Genomic DNA, 20,252 nt, shown 5'->3' with positions numbered 1-20,252 from the left:
CTACTAGTTGTATTGCCTTTGATAATATTTTTGGTATGCCCCACTGGTTACATTATTTAACCAATCTTCATTATTTAAATACCAATCAATTGTTTTAATTAAACCTTCTTCAAAGGTTACGGATGGCATCCAGCCTAAATCCTTTTTTATTTTTGATGCATCGATAGCATATCTCAGGTCATGGCCTGGTCTATCCTTTACGTAAGTGATTAATTTTTCTGAAGAGCCGGCAGGTCTATTTAGTTTTTCGTCCATTTGCCTGCATAATAGTTTTACTAAATCAATATTTTTCCATTCATTAAACCCTCCAATATTATAAGTTTGCATTGATTTTCCTTTATGAAATACCTTGTCTATAGCGTTAGCATGGTCTATAACATACAACCAATCTCTTGTGTAATTACCGTCTCCATAAACTGGTAGTGGTTTATTATTGATGATATTATTAATAAAAAGAGGTATTAATTTTTCCGGAAATTGGTTTTGGCCATAATTATTAGAGCAATTTGTTATAACATATGGCATTTTATAAGTTTCACCATAAGCACGTACAAAATGGTCTGAACTTGCTTTTGATGCTGAATACGGAGAATTAGGGTCATATGCTGTTTTTTCTGTAAACAGCCCTGTTTGACCTAGAGTGCCATAAACCTCATCTGTACTTACATGATAAAAAAGTTTATCCTCAAAATTGTTATTCCAATTATCTTTAGCGGCATTTAATAAATTAACAGTTCCAAACACATTTGTTCTAACAAAACTAAGCGGGTCTATAATTGATCTATCTACATGAGATTCTGCTGCAAGATGTATTACTGCGTCAAATTGATGTGTTTTAAAAAGTTCGTTAATATAATTACAATCATTTATATCTCCTTTAAAGAAATGATAGTTTTCTCTGTTTTCAATATCCTTTAAGTTTTCAAGGTTACCAGCATATGTTAATAAATCTAGATTATAAATTTCATGTTGTTCGTATTTATTGACAAAAAGACGAACAACATGAGACCCAATAAATCCAGCTCCACCTGTAATAAGTATTTTCATATAAAATTATTAATAGGGTATATATTTTATAATTTAATTTTAAGCTCTTCAATCGTTAAACTTGAAGGAATAATATAATTGTCACAAAAATCTTTTGTTGAAGCCTCCCAAGTAATTGCCTTTCCTAAACCACTTGTAGGGCCAAAAATTACTCTCACCATATTAGAATCTAGTTCGCTAATTATTGAGCATTTATACCATCCATTATTTAATTGGGCAATTGATGCTTTTCCTTCAATAAAATTACCCGAACTTTTATTGTCTACTATACAACCACTTTTTAAATCAAAAACAGCGTCAATACGATTCGGGTACTCACTAACTACTCTCAAACCGAATAAATATCCTAAATCTCCTTTTTTAACTTCAATACTAATTCTATATTTAGATCCATAAATAATAGGTGTTTCGGGGACTAATGCATATGCAGTTTCTTCAAGGCTTGTTCTGGTTACTTTAAAAGCGCCTAGTCTTTCTTTGTCCGAAAAGTTTTCATCAAAAGACAATCGGTTAAATATCCATAAATTATGATTCGGGAGAATTAATTTATTTACAACCTCTAAATCTATAGAATCCAGATCTTCTTTTTTATCATTTTTACATGAATTAATAAGTATAAATAAAATTAAAATTAAAATTTTCATAATCACTAACTTACATTATCTTTATACCAATCATAAGCCCTTTCTATCCCTTCTTTTAAATCAACTTTATGATGCCAACCCAAATTATTTAGCTTTGTAACATCGGTTAGCTTTCTTAAAGTTCCATCTGGTTTTTCGGTATTAAACACCAACTCTCCATTAAATCCTATCGTCTGTTTTATCATTTCAGCTAACTCTTTAATCGACACATCTTTTCCTGTGCCAATGTTAATATGGGTATTTCTAATTTCTGTATCATTTTCTTGACAGATATCTGAAAAGTTTCTGTTTTCCATGACAAAAACACAAGCGTCTGCCATATCTTGGCTCCATAGAAACTCTCGTCTTGGCTTCCCAGAACCCCATATTTCAACACTGTTTTTAGTTACTCCAAACTTCCCGAGGTAAGTATTTGCCTCTTTAATAGAATCAACTTCTAAGTCTGAAATAATCTCTTTTTCTTTTTGTTCGGATAATAATTTTGCCAAATGAATCTTACGAATTAATGCAGGTAATACATGCGATTTTTCTAAATCAAAATTATCGTTAGGACCATATAAATTTGTAGGCATTACCGAAATAAAATTAGTGCCATATTGTAAATTATAACTTTCACACATTTTTATACCTGCAATTTTGGCAATCGCATAAGGCTCGTTTGTATATTCTAAAATACCCGTTAAAAGACTTTCTTCTTTCATGGGTTGAGGTGCGTTTTTTGGATAAATACAAGTGCTTCCTAAAAACAATAGCTTTTTTACATTATGAAGATAACTTTGATGAATTACGTTGTTTTGAATCATCATATTCTCATAAATGAATTCGCCTCTATATTCATTATTCGCTAAAATGCCTCCAACTTTTGCAGCAGCTAAAAAAACATATTCCGGTTTTTCTATGCTAAAAAACTTAGCAACATCAGCTTGATTGGTTAAGTCTAGTTCTTTATGAGAGCGAGAAATAATATTAGAATACCCCTTAATTTTTAGATTTTCTAGTATCGCACTTCCCACAAGTCCCCTATGACCTGCAATATAAACTTTAGAATTTTTATTCATGAGAATTATTCGAAGTAATTCATAATTTTATAGCCTCCTTCTTTCAGAAAGTTATCTTTTTCCATTAATTTTAGATCACTCGACATCATATCATCAACTAAGTCTTGTAAATCATACTTAGGAACCCATCCCAATTTTTCTTTTGCCTTTGTAGCGTCTCCAATTAACAAATCTACCTCAGTTGGTCTAAAATATTTTGGATCAACTGCAATTACTTCTTTTCCTATTTCTAATTGATATTTTGGGTTATTGCATTTTTTTACAAATCCTTTTTCTTTTTCTTGTTTTCCCTTAAATTCCAACTCTACTCCAATATGTGCAAAACACATTTTTACAAAATCCCTTACCGTTGTTGTTTTATTAGTTGCGATTACCCAATCCTCAGGTTGGTCAGCTTGTAGAATCATCCACATCATACGCACGTAATCTTTCGCATGACCCCAGTCTCTTTGTGCATCAAGGTTTCCTAAATATATTTTTTCTTGTAACCCCATGGCAATTTTAGAGGTAGCTCTTGTTATTTTTCTCGTTACAAAAGTTTCTCCACGAATTGGAGATTCGTGGTTAAATAATATACCATTACAAGCGAACATACCATAAGCTTCTCTGTAATTTACAGTTATCCAGTAGGCATACATCTTCGCAACCGCATATGGGCTTCTAGGATAAAACGGTGTGGTTTCAGTTTGAGGAACTTCTTGTACCTTTCCATAAAGTTCTGAAGTTGAGGCCTGATATATTCTTATTTTCTTTTCCAAGCCTAACAAACGAATTGCTTCTAAAAGGCGTAAAGTTCCAATACCATCAGCATTGGCAGTATATTCGGGCATTTCAAAAGATACATGAACGTGGCTCATCGCAGCTAAATTATATATCTCATCTGGCTGAACTTCTTGAATAATTCTTGTAAGATTCGTGCTATCAGTTAAATCACCATAATGTAAAAAGTAACTTTGATTCTCTACATGTGGATCTTCGTAAAGATGATCGATTCGGTCTGTATTAAATAAAGATGAACGTCTTTTAACCCCATGAACTTCGTATCCCTTTTTTAAGAGAAATTCGCTTAAATAAGCTCCATCCTGACCGGTAACACCTGTGATTAACGCTATTTTTTTTTGCATTTGTAACTAAATTCTGTTGTTATGAATCAACCCATTTTCAATTTAATAAAATTGAATTTTTCGGTCGCTTTGCAAAAGTACGATAATTGTTTGCTTTAACAAGGCTTGTATGGCTAGACAAATCATTCTCAAGTAATATTTTTTTTGCAAAATCATACCAAGTCATTGCTTTCTCATCACAAAAGTGCTTAACACCGTAATCTGTTGATTTATTTGTGATTAAATTTAGTATGTAGTTTGCTAAATTTTCTGTGTTGGTAGGACACCCTATCTGCTCTGCAGTAATTGAAAGAGCTTCTCCTGATTTTGCTTTTTTTAAAATGGTTTTATAAAAATTGTTGCCATACTTTTTACTATACAGCCATGAAGTTCTTATAATAAAATGCTTGTTTAAAATATCTTGAATAAAATTTTCACCTAATAATTTGGACTTTCCGTACTCATTAATTGGATTTGTCTTGTCTTTTATAGTATAAGGCTCTGTCTTCTCTCCGTCAAAAACATAATCTGTAGATATATGGATTAGAACAACATCAAAATCTTTACAGGTTTCTGCCAAATATTTTACACCTTCAGCATTGACTTCAAAGGCTATTTCTGGTGTCTTTTCGGCTTGTTCTACATTTGTGTATGCAGCACAATTAATGCAATAATCAATATTTTTAGCTCTGAAAAAAGATTGCAGTTGGTTTTTGTTTGTTATATCTAATTCTTCTTTAGAAACAAAAAATAAGTCTAAACTAAAGATGTTTGATTTATATAACTCTTTTATTGTTTTTCCCAATTGCCCATTACTCCCTGTAACTAAAACTCTTTTGATCATTTAAATAGTTGTTCAAATGTTAATAGCGTTTTATCTTTTTCAGATATAATAAGCTCTTTTTCCGTAAAACCCCATTTTATATTTAACGTCTTGTCATTAAAAATAATTCCTGACTCTGATTCTTTATTGTAAAAATTATCACATTTATATGAAAAGATAGTGTCGTCCTCTAAAACTAAAAATCCGTGTGCAAACCCTCTTGGAACATATAGTTGTTTGTGCTCGGTAGCGTCTAGTATTATTGAAAACTGTTTACCGAAAGTTGGAGATTCTTCTCTAATATCGACACAAACATCTAATACTTTCCCTTTTATTACTCTTACTAACTTAGCTTGCCCGTGTTTGCCTTTTTGGAAATGCAACCCCCTCAATACGCCTTTAGATGACTTAGATTGATTGTCTTGAACAAAAGTTTTATGAACCCCTGTTTCTTTTTCAAATATTTGCTTATTGAAACTTTCAAAAAAATAGCCCCTTTCATCTTCAAGCACTCTAGGTGTTATAACAAAACAGCCTTTTAAATATGTTTCTTCAACTGTCATGATTATTTATTAGTTGTTGAAGGTATCCTCCCATCCACTTTTTAGTAAAGGTTGAGATAACTAAATTAATTGTTCTTTATTGATGTATCCAGTTCAATAAGTGGCTTCTTCAATACAACCTCCTTTTAAACCTTGCCTTTCTTCTATTATATTTTAACAAATTGTTATGTTTAGATTAACGGTTAAAAGTACAAATGTCTAACAATTAAACCCTTTGTTAAGGAATTGAGGATAAAGATTTTCTTTTTAAAAAATTAATTATTTTCAACTCTACACTTATATTAGGTTGGTTCTTTTTCCTTTCTCAACAACTAGTTTGACACAAAAATAGGTTTCGGATACGTTGTAATTAGATTCTTTAAAACTCTAATAGTCATGTTATAAAAACAGTTATTGAACTATATTTTGCTATTGTATTTTTCCAAAACTTTAATGAAACTAATTGAAAGCAATATCACGAATGTTAAAGCCATTAAAATAGCGGCATAGTACAACTTTGGGCTAATTAACAGCCCAAAAATATCTTTTTTATCATCAATTGAGCCAGAATCCTGTTTGCTGGATACAATTTCAATTATTTGTTTTTTATCTTCTTTTTCTCGTTCAATTTCAACCAATTCTCTTCTTAACTCTAAATCGCTTAAATATAAATCGTATTCCTTTGTTTTGCTTGTTTCGTCACTGCTTTCGATGGTAACGCTAGTTTGTGAACCAGCTTTATTATCTAATACTTTTTCTAAAACTCTTTTATATGTGCTTTTTAAAGAATCTGACTGAACTAATGACTCTTTTAAGGCATGCTCTCGTCTGTTTAATTCGTTTAAATCTTTTTGCTGTTGATTTAAAAAATAACTGTTTTTATTAATATTCTCAACTACCTTATCAAATAATTGTTTAAAACTATTTCTTGTTTTCGATTTAATTGTGATTTGTTGGTACTCGTGATTATAATCTTTATCATTTTTTATATAGTCCTTATATTCAATGGTTGCTGCTAATGCAGAATCCAAGTCTTTTTTATAAGTGTCAAAATTTTTAAGTTTTTGATTCTCACTAATTACAGATTCAACTTCAAAATTTAATATAGAAGAGGCTTCATCTTCAGAAATTTCTAAAACATTCACCAGAGTCATAACATCTTTTTGATCAACTAAATCATTATAATAAATAATTGAGTTATAAAGACTCTCACCTGTATCATAATTTTGTTTTAGTGTTACATAGGACTTATAAACAGGTTCTGATGTTTTTTCTAACAAAAACCCAATAGCAATTCCTATTACCCCAGCTATAACAAACTTTATCAAATGCTTTTTTGTAAAAAAGACTATCCAAACAAAAGCTAAAAACAATTTATTAAAAATACCGCCTATAAACTTAAATAGGCGATCAAACATATTCCCTATTATCTTAAATAGTTGCCCTAAATCTACTTCTTCAGATTGCTGTGGTTGTTGCAAATCTTTACTCATAATTTTTTCTTGTTAGTTAAGTATTTGTTCTAAAATTGTTCTAGTTATTAAATATGTTGGCTTTACACCCGATGTCCCTAAACCTCCTGAGGCTAGTGTTGCTCCTGTTTCTAATGGGTTATCACTTGCATAATAAGCATATCGTACTTTAACATTTGGGTTAATGCTACCTCTAACTTTAGACGCCGCTTGAATAGCTTTTTGGTAATGAGCCCCTTCCATTTCTAATCCTATTACTTTCCATGTTGAGTTAAAGAAGAATTTTAAAATGTCTTTGTTTTGTAACGATGTTCCTAAAACTGTGATCATTGAGCCTTCATAAACATCTACCCCTTGGCCATCTAAGTCTTCTCTTTTTAGTTCATTCTCAAATGGGTAATTATCTGCTGTCCCTTCAAAAATATGGGCTGAAGGAATCATGATATCACCTTTACCTCCTTCTAAAATACCTGCTTTACCCATTATTGATATAGACTCAACATTTAAATGTGTTTTCTTTCCTTTTACTTTGTAAGGTTTGAGTAGTTCATCAATAGTTTCATAAGCTTGTTCTCCAAAAGCATAGTCCATTACCAAGATTACTGGTGCCTCATTTTTTAAAGTAGCATTTGATATTTTGATGTCTATTTTAGAGGTATCTAATTTTGAAGTATCAAAAATTTGTACGTCTATATTAGCTCCAGATGTGTCAGTTATATAAATCATACCTTTTTGCAACGCCTCTTTAGTTACTTTATTGCGTAAGACCGAATTATCCTTTTTACTTAAAGATTCATAAACCTGAAATATACTTGTCTTTTCGAGATTAGGTTTTAAGGCATTTTTAGAAAATAGTGTATTCATGACACTATGCATATTGGCACTAATAATATGTATCGGTCTTTCTATTAATCCTTTGTTGTGCAGTGTTTCTTTTATGGTATCAGCCCATATTTCGCCATGAATATGGTGGCCTATACGTTCCCTTAAAACTGGACTAAAAGTAACCGTACGTTTGTTGTTATTCACTTGCTCTTCAATTGCAAGTTTCCCTAACCAATAAACAATATGAAGTAACCTTTCCGGTTGAGACGGCGTAGCAAATTCATTATATACCGCTGTTAACTCATTGAAAGTTCTTCCCAAAATATTAGCCGTGTGGGTAATAGCAACCTCACGCTCTTCTTGAGTAAGTTTCTTATTTGATAGAACAGCTTTTTCAAGTTTTAACCAATCCCTTGTGGTGACACCCTCTTCGTTAATAATAACACGATTACTTATTTTATGGGATTCAATAAAAAGAAACGTTAGATGCGTTAAAATGTCATAGATTTCAGAGCGCCCTCGAGTAATCTCGATATTCATTTGTTCGTTATCAATTCTATAACAATTACGCCTTCTTTTTTCTGGAATTATGGGTTTAAAGTGAGAGTTGGAATATCCTTCATCACTTGTTAAATTGATGAAAGTACACTCTTCTATACCTGTTGGAAGCCTATCAATAACATAAAGCAACCCTTCTAACTCTGCTTTTTCCTCACCAATAGAGCCATAAATTTCTGGTCGTAATAATAACAAAGCATTTCTTAGAGTTTCGCCAGATATTCCCATAGGTTTATAAAAACCCCTGTTAAATAAATGACGCATAGTAATATACATTCGCTCAATAGCGTTCGAGCTTTCCTGAGCTCTTGTTCTGGCGTGTTGTTTTTTACTACTCATAGATTCATTTGGTCGAGTACAAAGATAGGATTATTTAACTAAATTTTATTGAGTAAAAGTCTCAACAATTTTTCGGTCGTTGGACAATCTCGGAAGCTTATTTTGACCGCCTAATTTACCAACAGATTTCATATAATTTTGAAAACCTCCTTGTTTTACTTTAGTTATTTTTAGTTGTTGCAAAACATTGCCTTTTATTAAATCGAAATAATAACTGTTTTGTTTTTGAAGTGATTCGTCTATTTTTTTTGCTAAACTCAAAAGGTCTTCGGGTTCGTTTTCAAACTCTATAAACCATTCGTGATAAGGCAGGCCTTGATTAGGATTAATTTGAGGTGCTACAGTAAACTCTGAAACTCTTATATTAGTATTCGAAGTGGCTTCTTGCATAGCTTGTTCTACCTCTTTACCAATAACATGTTCGCCGAAAGCAGAAATAAAATGTTTTATTCTACCTGAAACGATTACCCTATAAGGTTTTATAGAAGTAAACTCAACCGTATCACCAATATTATAAGCCCAAAGACCTGCGTTTGTTGAAATAATCATAACATAATTTACGCCTATTTCAACATCTTTAATGGTAATCCGTTTTGGGTTGTCATTAAAAAATTCGTCGGCTTTAATAAACTCATAAAATATTCCTGAGTTTAATTGAAGTAGCATTCCCTTTTCATTCTGTTTATCTTGATATGCAAAAAAACCTTCGCTAGCTGGATACAATTCTATGCTGTCTACCTTTCGGCCAATAAGGTTTTCAAATTTTGCTCTATAAGGTTCGTAATTAACTCCTCCAAAAATAAAAAGGTTGAAGTTTTTAAACACATCACCTATTTTTTTGCCTGTTTTTTGTTGAATTTTTTCAAAATACATTTGAACCCAAGATGGTATTCCAGCAATAACCGTCATGTTTTCGTTTACTGTTTCCTCTACTATGGCGTTTACCTTAGTTTCCCAATCTTCAATACAATTGGTTTCCCATGATGGCAGCCTATTTTTTTGAAGATATTTAGGCACATAGTGAGCAGAAATTCCAGATAGCCTTCCCACATTTATCCCGTTTTTTTTATTTAAAATGGGGCTTCCTTGTAAAAAAATCATTTTACCATCAACAAATTTTGCATTGCCAGTTTCATGAATGTAAAGCAATATGGCATTACGAGAAGATTCTACCTGAGCCTCAATGGACGGTTTAGTTATCGGTATATATTTTACACCTGAAGTCGTACCTGATGTTTTTGCAAAATAAATTGGCTTGCCTTTCCAAAGAATATCTTCTTCGCCATTAATAACCCTTTCAACATAGGGTTTTAAAGTTTCATAATCGCGTACAGGAACTCTTTTTATAAAATCTTCATGGTTGTTAATACTTATAAAATCATGATCTTTCCCAAATACTGTTGAAGCTGCTTGAGAAATTAAGTCTTGAAATACTTTTTTTTGAGTATCAATAGGGTTATTAGCCCATTTTTGAGTTTTGTTATAAATACGTTTTGCAAATGGTTTTGCCAGGGCAGATTTAAATGATATCATTTATTGAAATCTATAAAATTTGTTGGATTAATAGGGTAACCATCGTTCCATAACTCAAAATGCAAATGAGGCCCTGTAGTTAACTCTCCTGTGTTTCCTGCGGTTGCAATAACCTCGCCTGCTTTTACCAAATCACCTTGCGCTTTGGTTAAACTAGCATTGTGTTTGTAAATCGAAATAAGGCCGTAACTATGTTCAATAATAATAACATACCCAGTATTAGCCGTCCATTCGGAAAAAACTACGATACCATCTGCTGTTGCCTTTACAGGAGTGTCTTTTGCAACTACAATATCAACTGCATAATGTTTTTCTTTTGCGTTATAAGGCTCACTAATGGAGCCATTTACAGGAGGAAATAAAACGAAGTTGGTTGTCGAGGTTGCAGATTCAAATAAATTATACTTATCTTCTTTATCCACTTTTTCTCTTAACAAGGAGTCTTCGGCACTAGGGCTTAAATCTACTGCACTAGCTTCTAATTTAACTGCTTGAATAATTGAATCTTTATTAATATTTGCTGCGCTTACATCGCCTTTTAATGCTTGCTTAATAGAGTTAAAATACATCTCGTTCATGGCAAGAACACGTTGTAATGAGTCTGTTTTATAGTTTAATTCTGTAGCTTGCTTTTTTAAAGCTGTTGAGGAATATCCAGGTATATATTCTCTTAATGGGGTATATGCTATTAGTAAATACGTAAATGAAATTAAAAAAATTGCCACTAGCGATGAAAGCACAAAAACATTTAAACGCGTTAATTTAAATGATAATCTTTCTTCAAAAGTATGCTCGTTAAGTATCAATAATCGGTACTTATCGAGTAGTTTTTTCTTGATTTTTTTTTGCTTCTTTTTATCCTCTTTCATTGTTAAACAAAAATAAATAGAATTTATTAAATATGTTGATGTTTTAAGTAAAGTATAACGGTTTAAAAATATTTTTAAATTACCGTACTACTAAAGTTAATCGTAAAACGGTTTTATTTAACTTTAATTATTAACTTTGTTTTTTAAAACTAAAATTATGAACTTATATATGTTACCGTTAGCGATAGGCCCTTGGCAAATAGCATTAATTGTTGTGGTTGTATTACTATTGTTTGGAGGTAAAAAAATACCTGAATTAATGCGCGGACTTGGTAGTGGCATCAAAGAATTTAAAGATGCTAGTAAAGAAGATGATAAAAAAGACCCTAAGAAAGAATAAAAAACATCTTGTATTGATATAAAAAAGACCAACAGTTTGTTGGTCTTTTTTGTCTTGAGTAATCCATCTCTATTAATCTATTTTAACGGATTTAATAATAGCTTCAAGTTCTAACATATAATTTCGCTTTTCAACTGAAGGAGCAAACGCAAAACCTTCTATTACTACCCAACGTTTGTTAGTTTTATCTTCAATGGCATAGTTTATAAAAGGACCTCCCATAAAGGCGTTTTTCACATCCCAAATGCCTTTGGTTTCCAGAGCTGGTTTATTATCTACAATTGTTTCTCCATGAAAAGGGGTATAAGCATTCTCGGTAGCTAAATAAGACCCTTCTACGGGTCCTTCTATATATAGTTTTCCAACGGAATCTCTAATTTTTATTACTTGATTTACAATACTGTCGTTCCTTTTTATGGCATCAATAGGTAATTCATAAATTAATAAATTGGTTGTGCCAGTGGTAATATCCTTCCTAATCCAAAAGAAACCATCTGTTTCTTTTGCTATTCTATGACTTGAATCAAACTGAATAGTTAACCCCAGTTTATCCTTTATAGATGTAAACGGATGAGGTGATTTGGCCATTTGGCGTAATCTTTCAGCCAATTCTTCATTTCTAAATGTTTCAATAATTTTAGATTCATTTTCAGTAATTATATCTATAACCTCTTGCTTCGTTTTTCCAGTAATTACAATTACCTTTTGTGGTCTTGCATACACATCTGTTAAAACCTCAATACCAGCATCTTTATTGGTTTCAATTTTTAAAACCGTTCGGTTTCTAGTTACAAACCCAGAAAAAACAGACGGAGGTATTTGGTTAATAGTAAAAGTAGGCTCGTCTTGAGGTAAGCCATATATAGGTTTTGCTAGCACGCTTCTAATGGTTTCACCAATACTGCCGTCCCATAAATCGTTATCTACAACAACAGACACGTTGTTAATGGCACCTGAAGCATCGGCAATGTAGCGGTCATTTGTGTTTTTCTTGTCTCCGCAAGATGCAAAAAGTATTAATGATACTAGTGAAAATATGATGTTCCTCATAATAAATGTTATGTTTTTGGAATTTAGCCTTTCGAAATTTTAAGTTTCATTCCTGGTTTTAATTTACTACCACTAATACCGTTCCAATCTTTAATATTTTGAACAGAAACTCCAGAAAATTTTTGAGATATACTCCAAAGCGAATCGCCACTTTTTACTTCATAAATTACTACCTCTCCTGAAATTGGCTTTTTTTCAGCAACTTTTGTTGTTGAAGGTGATGGGGTAGACACATGTGGTTTTCTAGGATAAATAGTCAATCGTTGACCAATCCTTAGATCATTGCTTCGTAATCCGTTCCACCTTTTAATATCGCTCACTCTTACTCCATATATCCTAGAAATTTTTCCTAAGTAATCTCCCGATTTTACACGGTAAATTATTTTATCATTGGCATTAAAAAATTGCGGTAATGGTTTTTCTCGTTTATCAAACTCTGCTTTTGCAAATGCATAAATACTATCTTCATTGTTTACGAATTTACCAACTACTTCTTTCGGCAATCTTAAAGCATAATTTTCTCCTTTTATAAAGGGAATGATGTCTAATTTATAGGATGGATTTAAAAACTGAAGCTCCTCAATAGAAGTGCCTGTTACTTCTGACACTTGGTCCAGTGTTATCATCTGCTTTACTCTAATCGTATCGGTTTCAAAATGAGCAAATTCTGGTTTTAGTTTTTTAAACCCGTGTGCTTCAGCATATTCAAAAATATACATAGTTGCCAAAAATGCTGGCAAATAACCTGCGGTTTCTCTTGGTAGATTGTGTCTTATATTCCAATAGTTTTGATAACCTCCCGAACGACGAATGGCTTTTGTAACATTACCTGGACCTGAGTTATACGCTGCTAAGGCTAAATCCCAGTCACCAAAAATTTCGTAAAGTTTTGCTAGATACTTAGAAGCTGCCACTGTAGATTTTATCGGATCGCTCCGCTCATCAACATAACTACTTACGTCTAAACCATACATTTTGCCAGTACTAAACATAAATTGCCACAATCCTGTAGCGCCCACCCTTGATTTAGCTCTAGGTTTTAATGCCGATTCTACAATGGCTAAATATTTAATTTCTAAAGGAATGTTTTGATTGTCTAATTCGCGTTCAAACATTGGGAAATAAAACGCACTTAAAGTCATTAAGTTTTGTAGAGAGTTTCGTCGGTGCTTTAAATATGATTTTATAACACTTTCAAGGCCTGGGTTGTATTCAACATTGAATGGAGTTCTAGAGTCAAGTTCTTTTAGTCTTGCTTTTAATGTGTCTGTAGATAATTCTGGGTAATCAACGGGATCAAATTTTAATTCCGTGACACTTTCGTAAATACTATCAAATAAGGTGTTGCTGTAAAGTTCTTCAAACCATTTTTCATCTAATGTTGCCATTGATTTATGGTCTGCCAGTTTTTTAACTGAAGAGCTATCAGCAATAGCTTCAATGGTTTTTATACTTTGAGGTTTCCCATCAATTATAGAGTCTTGAGTTTGGGAAAATGAAGTTCCAAAGTTTAAAAGTATTGCTATTATAAAAAATCGAAAAGCCATAAAATCTGTTCATTAAATTTATTGAACGCAGTTATGGCTAAAATCGTATTTTTTCGGCTAATTTGAAAACTAAATTGCTATTATTGTAAAATAGCAGCAATTCCAGGTAGGGTTTTACCCTCTAAGCTTTCTAACATAGCGCCTCCACCAGTACTTACATAGCTTACTTTCTCTTCAAATCCAAACTGTTTTACAGCAGCTACAGAATCTCCACCACCAACTAATGAAAACGCTCCATTTGCTGTGGCTTCAGCTATTGAGTTTCCTAATTCAATAGTGCCATTTGCAAAACTTTCCATTTCAAAAACTCCAAGCGGCCCATTCCATAATATGGTTTTACATTGCATTACAACATCGTGAAACTGTGCAATAGATTTTGGTCCGGCATCAACGCCTTCCCAACCATCCGGTATTGCATTAATATCAACTGTTTGTGTATTGGCGTCGTTACTAAAAGCATCGGCGGCTATCGTATCGACAGGAATATGAACTTGCACTCCTTTTTGTTTTGCTTGTTTTAAAATATCTAATGCCAAATCCATTTTATCATCTTCACAAATAGAATTTCCAATTTTTCCTCCCTGAGCTTTTACAAATGTAAATGCCATACCTCCACCAATAATTAAATGGTCTACTGCATCTAAAATGTTTTCTATAATGGTGATTTTTGATGATACTTTAGCGCCACCAAGTATCGCTAAAACCGGTTTTTCGCCCGTTTCCATTACTTTCTTAATGCTTTCTATTTCTTGTGCTAACAGATTACCAAAACATTTTTTCCCTTCGAAAAACTGAGCTATAATAGTTGTTGAAGCATGAGCTCTATGAGCAGTACCAAAAGCATCATTTACATAAATATCGCCTAAGTTTGAAAGCTGTTTTGCAAAAGCAACATCACCAGCTTCCTCTTCTTTATGAAAACGTAAATTTTCTAATAATAAAAGTTCTCCTGGTTGTAAATTAGCGGCAGCTTTTTCAGCTTTTTCTCCTACACAATCATCAACAAAAATAACTTTAACCCCAATAATTTCTTCAACAGTTTCAGCAATATGCCTTAATGAAAACTCGTCTTGACGTCCTTTTGGGCGACCTAAATGCGACATTAAAATACAACTTCCGCCATCTTCTAGAATTTTAATGATTGTTGGTTTTGCAGATACTATTCTTGTAGAATCGGTTACTTCAAAATTTTCATTTAAGGGTACGTTAAAGTCTACTCGGATTAATGCTTTTTTATTTTCAAAATTAAAATCGTTTAAAGTCTTCATTATGCTCAATTTAATGGATTGTAGCACAAATGTAACTAATAAATAGGCGATAAAAAATGCCTTTTTTTACGAAAACGATATAGGTTGAAAGAAATTTTTAGATTATGACCACTTTTTGTTTTTACGTTAGGGATAGAGGCTTTGTTGGAGCTCCTTTTGGTTTTATAATAAAACTAAAAAAGCGACTGCCGAAAGCCCGACCTTAAAGGTAACGCCCAAATTAAAACCTATGCTATTTTGTATTTAGCATATAATAAAAATTGTGTAGGTTTGTTTTATGCTTTTTGAAGACATATTAGGGCAACACCACATTAAAAAACACCTAACACAAAGTGTTAATAATGGCAGAATACCTCATGCGCAATTGTTTGTGGGCAATGAGGGTTCAGGCACATTACCTATGGCGTTGGCGTACGCACAATATATTTTGTGTATGAATTCTGGAGGCGAAAACACTAATGGGAATGAGGCTTGTAACTTAAAGTTTAAAAACTTTTCGCACCCCGATTTACATTTTGCTTTTCCGGTTACCACAAGCGATAAAGTAAAAAGTCATCCCGTTTCTAGTCACTATTTAGAAGAGTGGCGCCAGTTATTAAATGAGCAACCTTATGGTAACTTGTTTGATTGGTACAAATTGCTAGGGGTTGATAATAAGCAGGGGCAAATTGGGGTTGATGAAGCACAAGATATTGTAAAATCGCTTTCATTAAAATCTTACGAAGGTGGATATAAAGTGATGTTGATTTGGATGGCAGAAAAAATGAACACAGCTTGTGCTAACAAACTTTTAAAACTTATTGAAGAACCGCCTAACAAAACCATTTTTATTTTAATTGCTGAAGATGAAGAACAAATTATTAGCACGATACGGTCTCGGTGCCAAATTTTACATTTTCCGCCTTTAGCTGAAGACGTTATTAAAGAAGCTTTGATAAAGCAATATAATTTAGAAACATCTGTAGCCACAAAAATTGCTCATCAATCCAACGGAAATTATAATAAAGCCTGTGATTTGGTATATCACGATTCTGAAGACATTCAGTTTGAAACTTGGTTTGTTTATTGGATTAGAAGCGCTTTTAAGGCAAAAGGAAATAAAGCTGCAATACATGATTTAATTTCTTGGAGTGAAGATATTTCTAAAACAGGTAGAGAAACTCAAAAACAGTTTTTGCAATTTTGTTTAGATTTTTTCCGTCAAGCCTTATTACTTAATTACAAGGCCACCGATTTGGTGTTTATGGAACCGCAAACAGAAAGCTTTAAGCTTGAAAAGTTTGCTCCCTTTGTTCACGGAAATAATATTTTAGAAATAAGTGACGAGCTACAAAATGCCATTTATCATATTGAACGTAATGGGAATTCTAAAATTATATTGACAGATTTGTCTATTAAATTAACGCGATTACTTCATAAAAAAGCTGATTAATGAGCACAGCCTCTAAAAAATGGATGGTAATTATCAATCCTACTTCTGGTAATGGTGCAAGCAAAAGAAAATGGCCAAAAATTAAAGCTTTATTAGAGCATCATGGTTTTGATTTTGATTTTGCATTTACTGAATATTCCGAACACAGCAAAAAATTCGTTCAAACATCTCTAAATCAGAATATTACACATATTATTTGTGTTGGTGGCGACGGTACATTACATAATATTGTAAACGGTATTTTTAGTCAAGAAAAAGTGCCTACATCACAAATATATGTGGGTGTTATTCCCATAGGCACAGGTAATGATTGGGTTAAAACTCACAATATTCCAAATAACATTGAGCAAGCTATAAAAATTATTAAAAAGGGACATGTTATTCAGCAGGATATAGGTAAAATTGTATTTGAAGATGAGGAAAAAGGCACCGTATACTTTAATAATTTGGCAGGTGTTGGTTTTGATGGTTTTGTTGTTAGCAAAGTAAAAAGTTATAAATCCCTTGGTGCCATTGCCTATTTATTTGGCGCTTTAATAAGTTTGTTCCAGTTCAATAATTTTAACTCTACTGTCATTTTAAATTCTGATGAAGTTTCTGGAAAAACATTAATGATTTTGGTTGGTTTGTGTAAATATTCTGGTGGTGGTATGCAGCTTACAAGCAATCCAAACCCTTTTGATGGCTTATTAGATGTTTCCATTGCTCAAAATTTAGGAAAGTTTGAAGTTGTTATTGTTCTTCCAAAGCTTTTTAACGGAAAAATTACTAATTATAAAAAGGTAAAAACTTTTAAAACTGATGCTATAAATATTACAATAACTCAAAAGAACAAGCCTTTTATTCAGGCTGACGGAGAACTAATTGGTAGTGGGAATTTTAAAGTCTCTGTTGTTCCTAAAGCTTTTTCTTTTTACGCTTAAAGAAACATTTATTCTTGCTTCAAATTCTTAAAGAATAATTGAGAGATCGGAATAAACATTAAACCGCAAAACATAATTATTAAAAAGGCTTTTTGTAGCCCAAAAGCATGCGATAAATAGCCAATTAAAGGTGGGCCAACAAACATACCTACAATGGAGTATGTCCCCACAATTGAAATAGCCATTCCTGGTGAATATTTTTGAGATTTCCCTGCTAACATATAGGTCATTGGAAAAATAGACGAAACACCAATCCCAACCAAACAAAACCCAATTAATGCCGTCCAAAACTGTGGAAATAATACCGCAGACAAGATGCCAATAGAAATTAGTATACTGCTTAAAATATACATGGTTGGCATTCCTAATTTATCTAATAGCTTATCTACAAAAAACCTTGAAACAGCCATACAAATCATAAATAGTAAATACCCATAAGTAAAGACATCTTCTTTTACAACATCTTTAAAATAAATACCGCTCCAATCAAACATTCCTCCTTCACATATAGAAGCAAAAAATATAAGTAAACCTAGGTATAAAATAAACGTGTCTGGTTTTCCAAAAATCAATTTGTTTCCCGTTTTAGATTTATCATCTTTTAATGAATATTGGTATGCCAAAAGAGACCCAATTATCGTTATTGAAGAAATTATTGTAAGATGAATCTCCATAGAAACCTCTGCTTTAACCATAAGTGTAGAAAACAGCACACCAACTACTCCTCCAAAACTCCAAACACCATGAAATGAGCCAATTATATTTTTATTAAATGTTTTTTGAAGTGTTATAGATTGCGCATTCATTGCAATATTTAAAACACGCATAAAAATTGAAAATGCCGCGAGTGAGATTACCAACAAAAATGTAGTATTTACATGAGAAACACCTGTTAAGGATAGCGCAAATAGCAGAAAAGAAATTAGCAAAGGATCTCTACTATCAAACTTTGAAACCAACCAACCAGATGCAACGGTGCCTAACAAGGCGCTTATTGGCATTACTAATAACATGGTTCCCAATTGAGCATCGTTTAATCCAAAAGCATCTTTAATGGTTGGTATTCTTGATGCCCAGGATGCAAAGCATAAACCTGACATGAAGAAGTAGGTGCTTAGAGCTATTCGTTGAAGGTTTTTGGTTTCCATTTGCTAATTAGATTGCGAAAATAATATTAATTTCTATCCAAATTCCATAAAAAAAGCTGGCACAATGACCAGCTTTTTAATTTTATCAAAAAATAGATGTTATTTTTTGTACTTCGCGTTCAAAGAGTCTAAAATAATTTGAGTCAAATCGTTCTCTTCTGAACCATATAATACAGTTGATGCCGCATCACTTGTTCCAATTATAAAAGAATAACCATTTGTTTTACCATATTCATTTTCGAACCTTTTAACTTTGCTAATTATAGAGTCAAGTTCGGTCTGAAACGCTTTTTGAAATTGCTGCGCTTCAATTTGTCTTTGTTGGTCTTGACTTTGCTTTAATTGACCTAACTGCTGATATCTCTCTTGAGCTTTTGTTTGACTCATTTTATTAGCTTCAGCTTGAAACTTTTGCACTTCGGCTTGAAAAGCAATATCGATGCTGTCAAACTTTTTTCTAAAAGCTTCTTCTTTCAATTGAAATTTAGCTTCAAGGTCTTTCTTTTCTTGATAATCGTTTATAACGATTCCATTATCTATATATCCAATTTTTTTTTCTTTTTGGCATGATGATAATATTAAAAGCACCATTCCTAGGTAAAATATATTTTTCATTTAGTTTTTGATTAATTATTTGATTTGTTTTTAATCTGGGCAAATGTAACAAAGTAAGTTAAAATTCTAGTCCAAATTATTTTGATTTTAACATATAAGTAAATTTTATAGCGAAATTCAATTTTAATAACAAATAACTATAGAAAACAAATTCATTTTAAGCGATTTAAGACGTTTTTTTTATTGAAGCATATGTTTCGTTGTTTAATGCGTCAAGCGCTAGTCAACGTTGCTAAAAATAAATTTTAGCTGTTTTTAATGATGTAAATTACAGAAGAAGATTCTTTTGATATTATAGACTTCATATTTGAAACCAATCCTATCCCAATACCTTTAAAAAAATTCATTTTTCCTGTTTTATATTTTTCAGAAAGTAAACTCACGTAAAAGGCATCAAACAGCATGGGTTGAGTTTTTACAACTTTCATTGATTGTTTTCCGACCAATTTCGAAATAGAGGTTTTGTTAAAATGCCAAAGGTGTCTAGGAACGTCATAAGCAGCCCAAAAGTTTTTATAATATTTTGCATCAAAACTTCTATAATTAGGAACCGCAATTATTAATATGCCTTGTTTTTTTAATAGCTTTTTAAATGTAGCTATTTGTTCTTCCAATTTTGGTAAATGTTCTAAAACATGCCAAAGTGTGATTACATCAAAACTCGATTCTTCAAACTTTAAAAGTTGCCCGGTTTCAAAAACAGAATTATTGGTTTTTTTATTGGCAATGTCTCGGGCTTGGTCATTAGGTTCAATTCCTGAAACTGTCCAATTATTTTGTAAAGCCGTTTGTAAAAAATCGCCTGTGCCGCAACCTACATCTAATAGTTTTTTGCTTTCCGAAGAAAAAGAATTAATTAATTTCAATTTCTTTTTTAACGAAATACTCCTAACTAAATGATATGCCTTTTCAAACAAATTGCGTTTAGAATCTGTATGAGAAATATAGTCTTCACTTTCGTAATACTCAGGCAGCTTCTCTGAAGGCGGTTGAGGTGTAGTTTCTAAAAAGCCATATTCAGAATTCTCTACTAATTCGAACTTTTCACCTGAAACCGAATGATCTTTTACAACTAAAGGCACTGACTTTTTATTCATTTAAAATAGATTCTGACTC

At 32.2% G+C, this 20,252-nt stretch carries 19 protein-coding genes; 3 read left to right on the top strand and 16 right to left on the bottom strand.

The annotated features are described in order from the left end of the window. Positions 1-3: 3 nt before the first annotated feature. From rfbB to L3X39_RS02985, 10 genes are all read right to left on the bottom strand, one after another. Positions 4-1,047 (bottom strand): dTDP-glucose 4,6-dehydratase, encoded by a 1,044-nt coding sequence (gene rfbB, locus L3X39_RS03030; RefSeq protein ID WP_237230268.1) that lies wholly within the window; start codon positions 1,045-1,047, stop codon positions 4-6. Between the two features lie 26 nt (positions 1,048-1,073). Further along, a complete protein-coding gene (locus tag L3X39_RS03025; RefSeq protein ID WP_237230267.1) occupies positions 1,074-1,691 on the bottom strand; it encodes a hypothetical protein in 618 nt (205 codons plus the stop codon). Positions 1,692-1,696: 5 nt separating this feature from the next. Next, positions 1,697-2,749 (bottom strand): GDP-L-fucose synthase family protein, encoded by a 1,053-nt coding sequence (locus L3X39_RS03020; RefSeq protein ID WP_237230266.1) that lies wholly within the window; start codon positions 2,747-2,749, stop codon positions 1,697-1,699. Between the two features lie 5 nt (positions 2,750-2,754). Then, the gene (gmd, locus tag L3X39_RS03015) at positions 2,755-3,873 is read right to left on the bottom strand and encodes a GDP-mannose 4,6-dehydratase (protein ID WP_237230265.1); all 1,119 of its coding nucleotides are present in this window, start codon (positions 3,871-3,873) and stop codon (positions 2,755-2,757) included. Between the two features lie 37 nt (positions 3,874-3,910). Next, positions 3,911-4,696 (bottom strand): dTDP-4-dehydrorhamnose reductase, encoded by a 786-nt coding sequence (gene rfbD / locus L3X39_RS03010; RefSeq protein ID WP_237230264.1) that lies wholly within the window; start codon positions 4,694-4,696, stop codon positions 3,911-3,913. Next, on the bottom strand, positions 4,693-5,238 hold the full coding sequence (rfbC, locus tag L3X39_RS03005) for a dTDP-4-dehydrorhamnose 3,5-epimerase (RefSeq protein WP_237230263.1): 546 nt from the start codon (positions 5,236-5,238) through the stop codon (positions 4,693-4,695). The genes rfbD and rfbC overlap by 4 nt, the downstream gene beginning before the upstream one ends. 398 nt (positions 5,239-5,636) lie before the next feature. Then, positions 5,637-6,710 (bottom strand): hypothetical protein, encoded by a 1,074-nt coding sequence (locus L3X39_RS03000; protein WP_237230262.1) that lies wholly within the window; start codon positions 6,708-6,710, stop codon positions 5,637-5,639. A 12-nt stretch (positions 6,711-6,722) separates the two neighbouring features. Then, a complete protein-coding gene (locus tag L3X39_RS02995) occupies positions 6,723-8,411 on the bottom strand; it encodes a DUF6909 family protein (RefSeq protein ID WP_237230261.1) in 1,689 nt (562 codons plus the stop codon). Between the two features lie 45 nt (positions 8,412-8,456). Beyond that, complete coding sequence (locus L3X39_RS02990) at positions 8,457-9,944, bottom strand: GH3 auxin-responsive promoter family protein (protein WP_237230260.1); 1,488 nt, start codon at positions 9,942-9,944, stop codon at positions 8,457-8,459. Continuing rightward, positions 9,941-10,813 (bottom strand): M23 family metallopeptidase, encoded by an 873-nt coding sequence (locus L3X39_RS02985; RefSeq protein WP_237230259.1) that lies wholly within the window; start codon positions 10,811-10,813, stop codon positions 9,941-9,943. The genes L3X39_RS02990 and L3X39_RS02985 overlap by 4 nt, the downstream gene beginning before the upstream one ends. A 157-nt stretch (positions 10,814-10,970) precedes the next feature. On the opposite strand from L3X39_RS02985, the gene tatA reads away from it, so the two are divergent. Further along, on the top strand, positions 10,971-11,153 hold the full coding sequence (gene tatA, locus L3X39_RS02980) for a twin-arginine translocase TatA/TatE family subunit (protein WP_237230252.1): 183 nt from the start codon (positions 10,971-10,973) through the stop codon (positions 11,151-11,153). Positions 11,154-11,225: 72 nt separating this feature from the next. Here the strand turns inward: tatA and L3X39_RS02975 are convergent, their stop codons facing one another. The 3 genes from L3X39_RS02975 to L3X39_RS02965 all read right to left on the bottom strand — a co-directional run bounded on the left by L3X39_RS02975 (position 11,226) and on the right by L3X39_RS02965 (position 15,018). Further along, on the bottom strand, positions 11,226-12,203 hold the full coding sequence (locus L3X39_RS02975; protein ID WP_237230245.1) for a DUF4837 family protein: 978 nt from the start codon (positions 12,201-12,203) through the stop codon (positions 11,226-11,228). A 23-nt stretch (positions 12,204-12,226) separates the two neighbouring features. Then, positions 12,227-13,750: a LysM peptidoglycan-binding domain-containing protein gene (locus L3X39_RS02970; protein ID WP_237230243.1), complete on the bottom strand. Its 1,524-nt coding sequence runs from the start codon at positions 13,748-13,750 to the stop codon at positions 12,227-12,229. 80 nt (positions 13,751-13,830) lie between these two features. Beyond that, on the bottom strand, positions 13,831-15,018 hold the full coding sequence (locus L3X39_RS02965) for a phosphoglycerate kinase (protein ID WP_237230241.1): 1,188 nt from the start codon (positions 15,016-15,018) through the stop codon (positions 13,831-13,833). Positions 15,019-15,295: 277 nt separating this feature from the next. Here L3X39_RS02965 and L3X39_RS02960 point away from each other — a divergent pair, with 277 nt between their 5' ends. Continuing rightward, positions 15,296-16,450, top strand: a complete 1,155-nt coding sequence (locus L3X39_RS02960) for a DNA polymerase III subunit (protein WP_237230239.1) — start codon at positions 15,296-15,298, stop codon at positions 16,448-16,450. Further along, a complete protein-coding gene (locus tag L3X39_RS02955; protein WP_237230232.1) occupies positions 16,450-17,373 on the top strand; it encodes a diacylglycerol/lipid kinase family protein in 924 nt (307 codons plus the stop codon). The genes L3X39_RS02960 and L3X39_RS02955 overlap by 1 nt, the downstream gene beginning before the upstream one ends. Before the next feature lie 8 nt (positions 17,374-17,381). Here the strand turns inward: L3X39_RS02955 and L3X39_RS02950 are convergent, their stop codons facing one another. The 3 genes from L3X39_RS02950 to L3X39_RS02940 form a co-directional block, all read right to left on the bottom strand. Then, positions 17,382-18,521 (bottom strand): MFS transporter, encoded by a 1,140-nt coding sequence (locus L3X39_RS02950; RefSeq protein WP_237230230.1) that lies wholly within the window; start codon positions 18,519-18,521, stop codon positions 17,382-17,384. A 99-nt stretch (positions 18,522-18,620) separates the two neighbouring features. After that, positions 18,621-19,136 carry an OmpH/Skp family outer membrane protein gene (locus L3X39_RS02945; protein ID WP_237230228.1) on the bottom strand — a complete coding sequence of 172 codons (516 nt, stop codon included), beginning with the start codon at positions 19,134-19,136 and terminating at the stop codon, positions 18,621-18,623. A gap of 245 nt (positions 19,137-19,381) precedes the next feature. Continuing rightward, positions 19,382-20,233, bottom strand: coding sequence for a class I SAM-dependent methyltransferase (locus tag L3X39_RS02940; protein ID WP_237230226.1), 852 nt, complete (start codon positions 20,231-20,233; stop codon positions 19,382-19,384). Positions 20,234-20,252 lie beyond the last annotated feature (19 nt).

Source organism: Flaviramulus multivorans (genome assembly GCF_021728415.1).
In the GTDB taxonomy this organism is placed as follows: Bacteria; Bacteroidota; Bacteroidia; order Flavobacteriales; family Flavobacteriaceae; genus Sabulilitoribacter; species Sabulilitoribacter multivorans.
The sequence above is the reverse complement of the archived record's forward strand: the minus strand, read 5'-3'. Positions and strand labels throughout refer to the sequence as shown.

Coding starts and splice junctions, on each gene's coding strand:
- L3X39_RS02965 (WP_237230241.1), bottom strand. CDS start 15,018: ATGAAGACTTTAAACGATTTTAATTTTGAAAATAAAAAAGCATTAATC.
- gmd (WP_237230265.1), bottom strand. CDS start 3,873: ATGCAAAAAAAAATAGCGTTAATCACAGGTGTTACCGGTCAGGATGGA.
- L3X39_RS02985 (WP_237230259.1), bottom strand. CDS start 10,813: ATGAAAGAGGATAAAAAGAAGCAAAAAAAAATCAAGAAAAAACTACTC.
- rfbD (WP_237230264.1), bottom strand. CDS start 4,696: ATGATCAAAAGAGTTTTAGTTACAGGGAGTAATGGGCAATTGGGAAAA.
- L3X39_RS02950 (WP_237230230.1), bottom strand. CDS start 18,521: ATGGAAACCAAAAACCTTCAACGAATAGCTCTAAGCACCTACTTCTTC.
- L3X39_RS03025 (WP_237230267.1), bottom strand. CDS start 1,691: ATGAAAATTTTAATTTTAATTTTATTTATACTTATTAATTCATGTAAA.
- L3X39_RS02960 (WP_237230239.1), top strand. CDS start 15,296: ATGCTTTTTGAAGACATATTAGGGCAACACCACATTAAAAAACACCTA.
- L3X39_RS02940 (WP_237230226.1), bottom strand. CDS start 20,233: ATGAATAAAAAGTCAGTGCCTTTAGTTGTAAAAGATCATTCGGTTTCA.
- L3X39_RS03020 (WP_237230266.1), bottom strand. CDS start 2,749: ATGAATAAAAATTCTAAAGTTTATATTGCAGGTCATAGGGGACTTGTG.
- L3X39_RS03000 (WP_237230262.1), bottom strand. CDS start 6,710: ATGAGTAAAGATTTGCAACAACCACAGCAATCTGAAGAAGTAGATTTA.
- L3X39_RS02995 (WP_237230261.1), bottom strand. CDS start 8,411: ATGAGTAGTAAAAAACAACACGCCAGAACAAGAGCTCAGGAAAGCTCG.
- L3X39_RS02955 (WP_237230232.1), top strand. CDS start 16,450: ATGAGCACAGCCTCTAAAAAATGGATGGTAATTATCAATCCTACTTCT.
- rfbB (WP_237230268.1), bottom strand. CDS start 1,047: ATGAAAATACTTATTACAGGTGGAGCTGGATTTATTGGGTCTCATGTT.
- tatA (WP_237230252.1), top strand. CDS start 10,971: ATGAACTTATATATGTTACCGTTAGCGATAGGCCCTTGGCAAATAGCA.
- L3X39_RS02945 (WP_237230228.1), bottom strand. CDS start 19,136: ATGAAAAATATATTTTACCTAGGAATGGTGCTTTTAATATTATCATCA.
- L3X39_RS02975 (WP_237230245.1), bottom strand. CDS start 12,203: ATGAGGAACATCATATTTTCACTAGTATCATTAATACTTTTTGCATCT.
- rfbC (WP_237230263.1), bottom strand. CDS start 5,238: ATGACAGTTGAAGAAACATATTTAAAAGGCTGTTTTGTTATAACACCT.
- L3X39_RS02990 (WP_237230260.1), bottom strand. CDS start 9,944: ATGATATCATTTAAATCTGCCCTGGCAAAACCATTTGCAAAACGTATT.
- L3X39_RS02970 (WP_237230243.1), bottom strand. CDS start 13,750: ATGGCTTTTCGATTTTTTATAATAGCAATACTTTTAAACTTTGGAACT.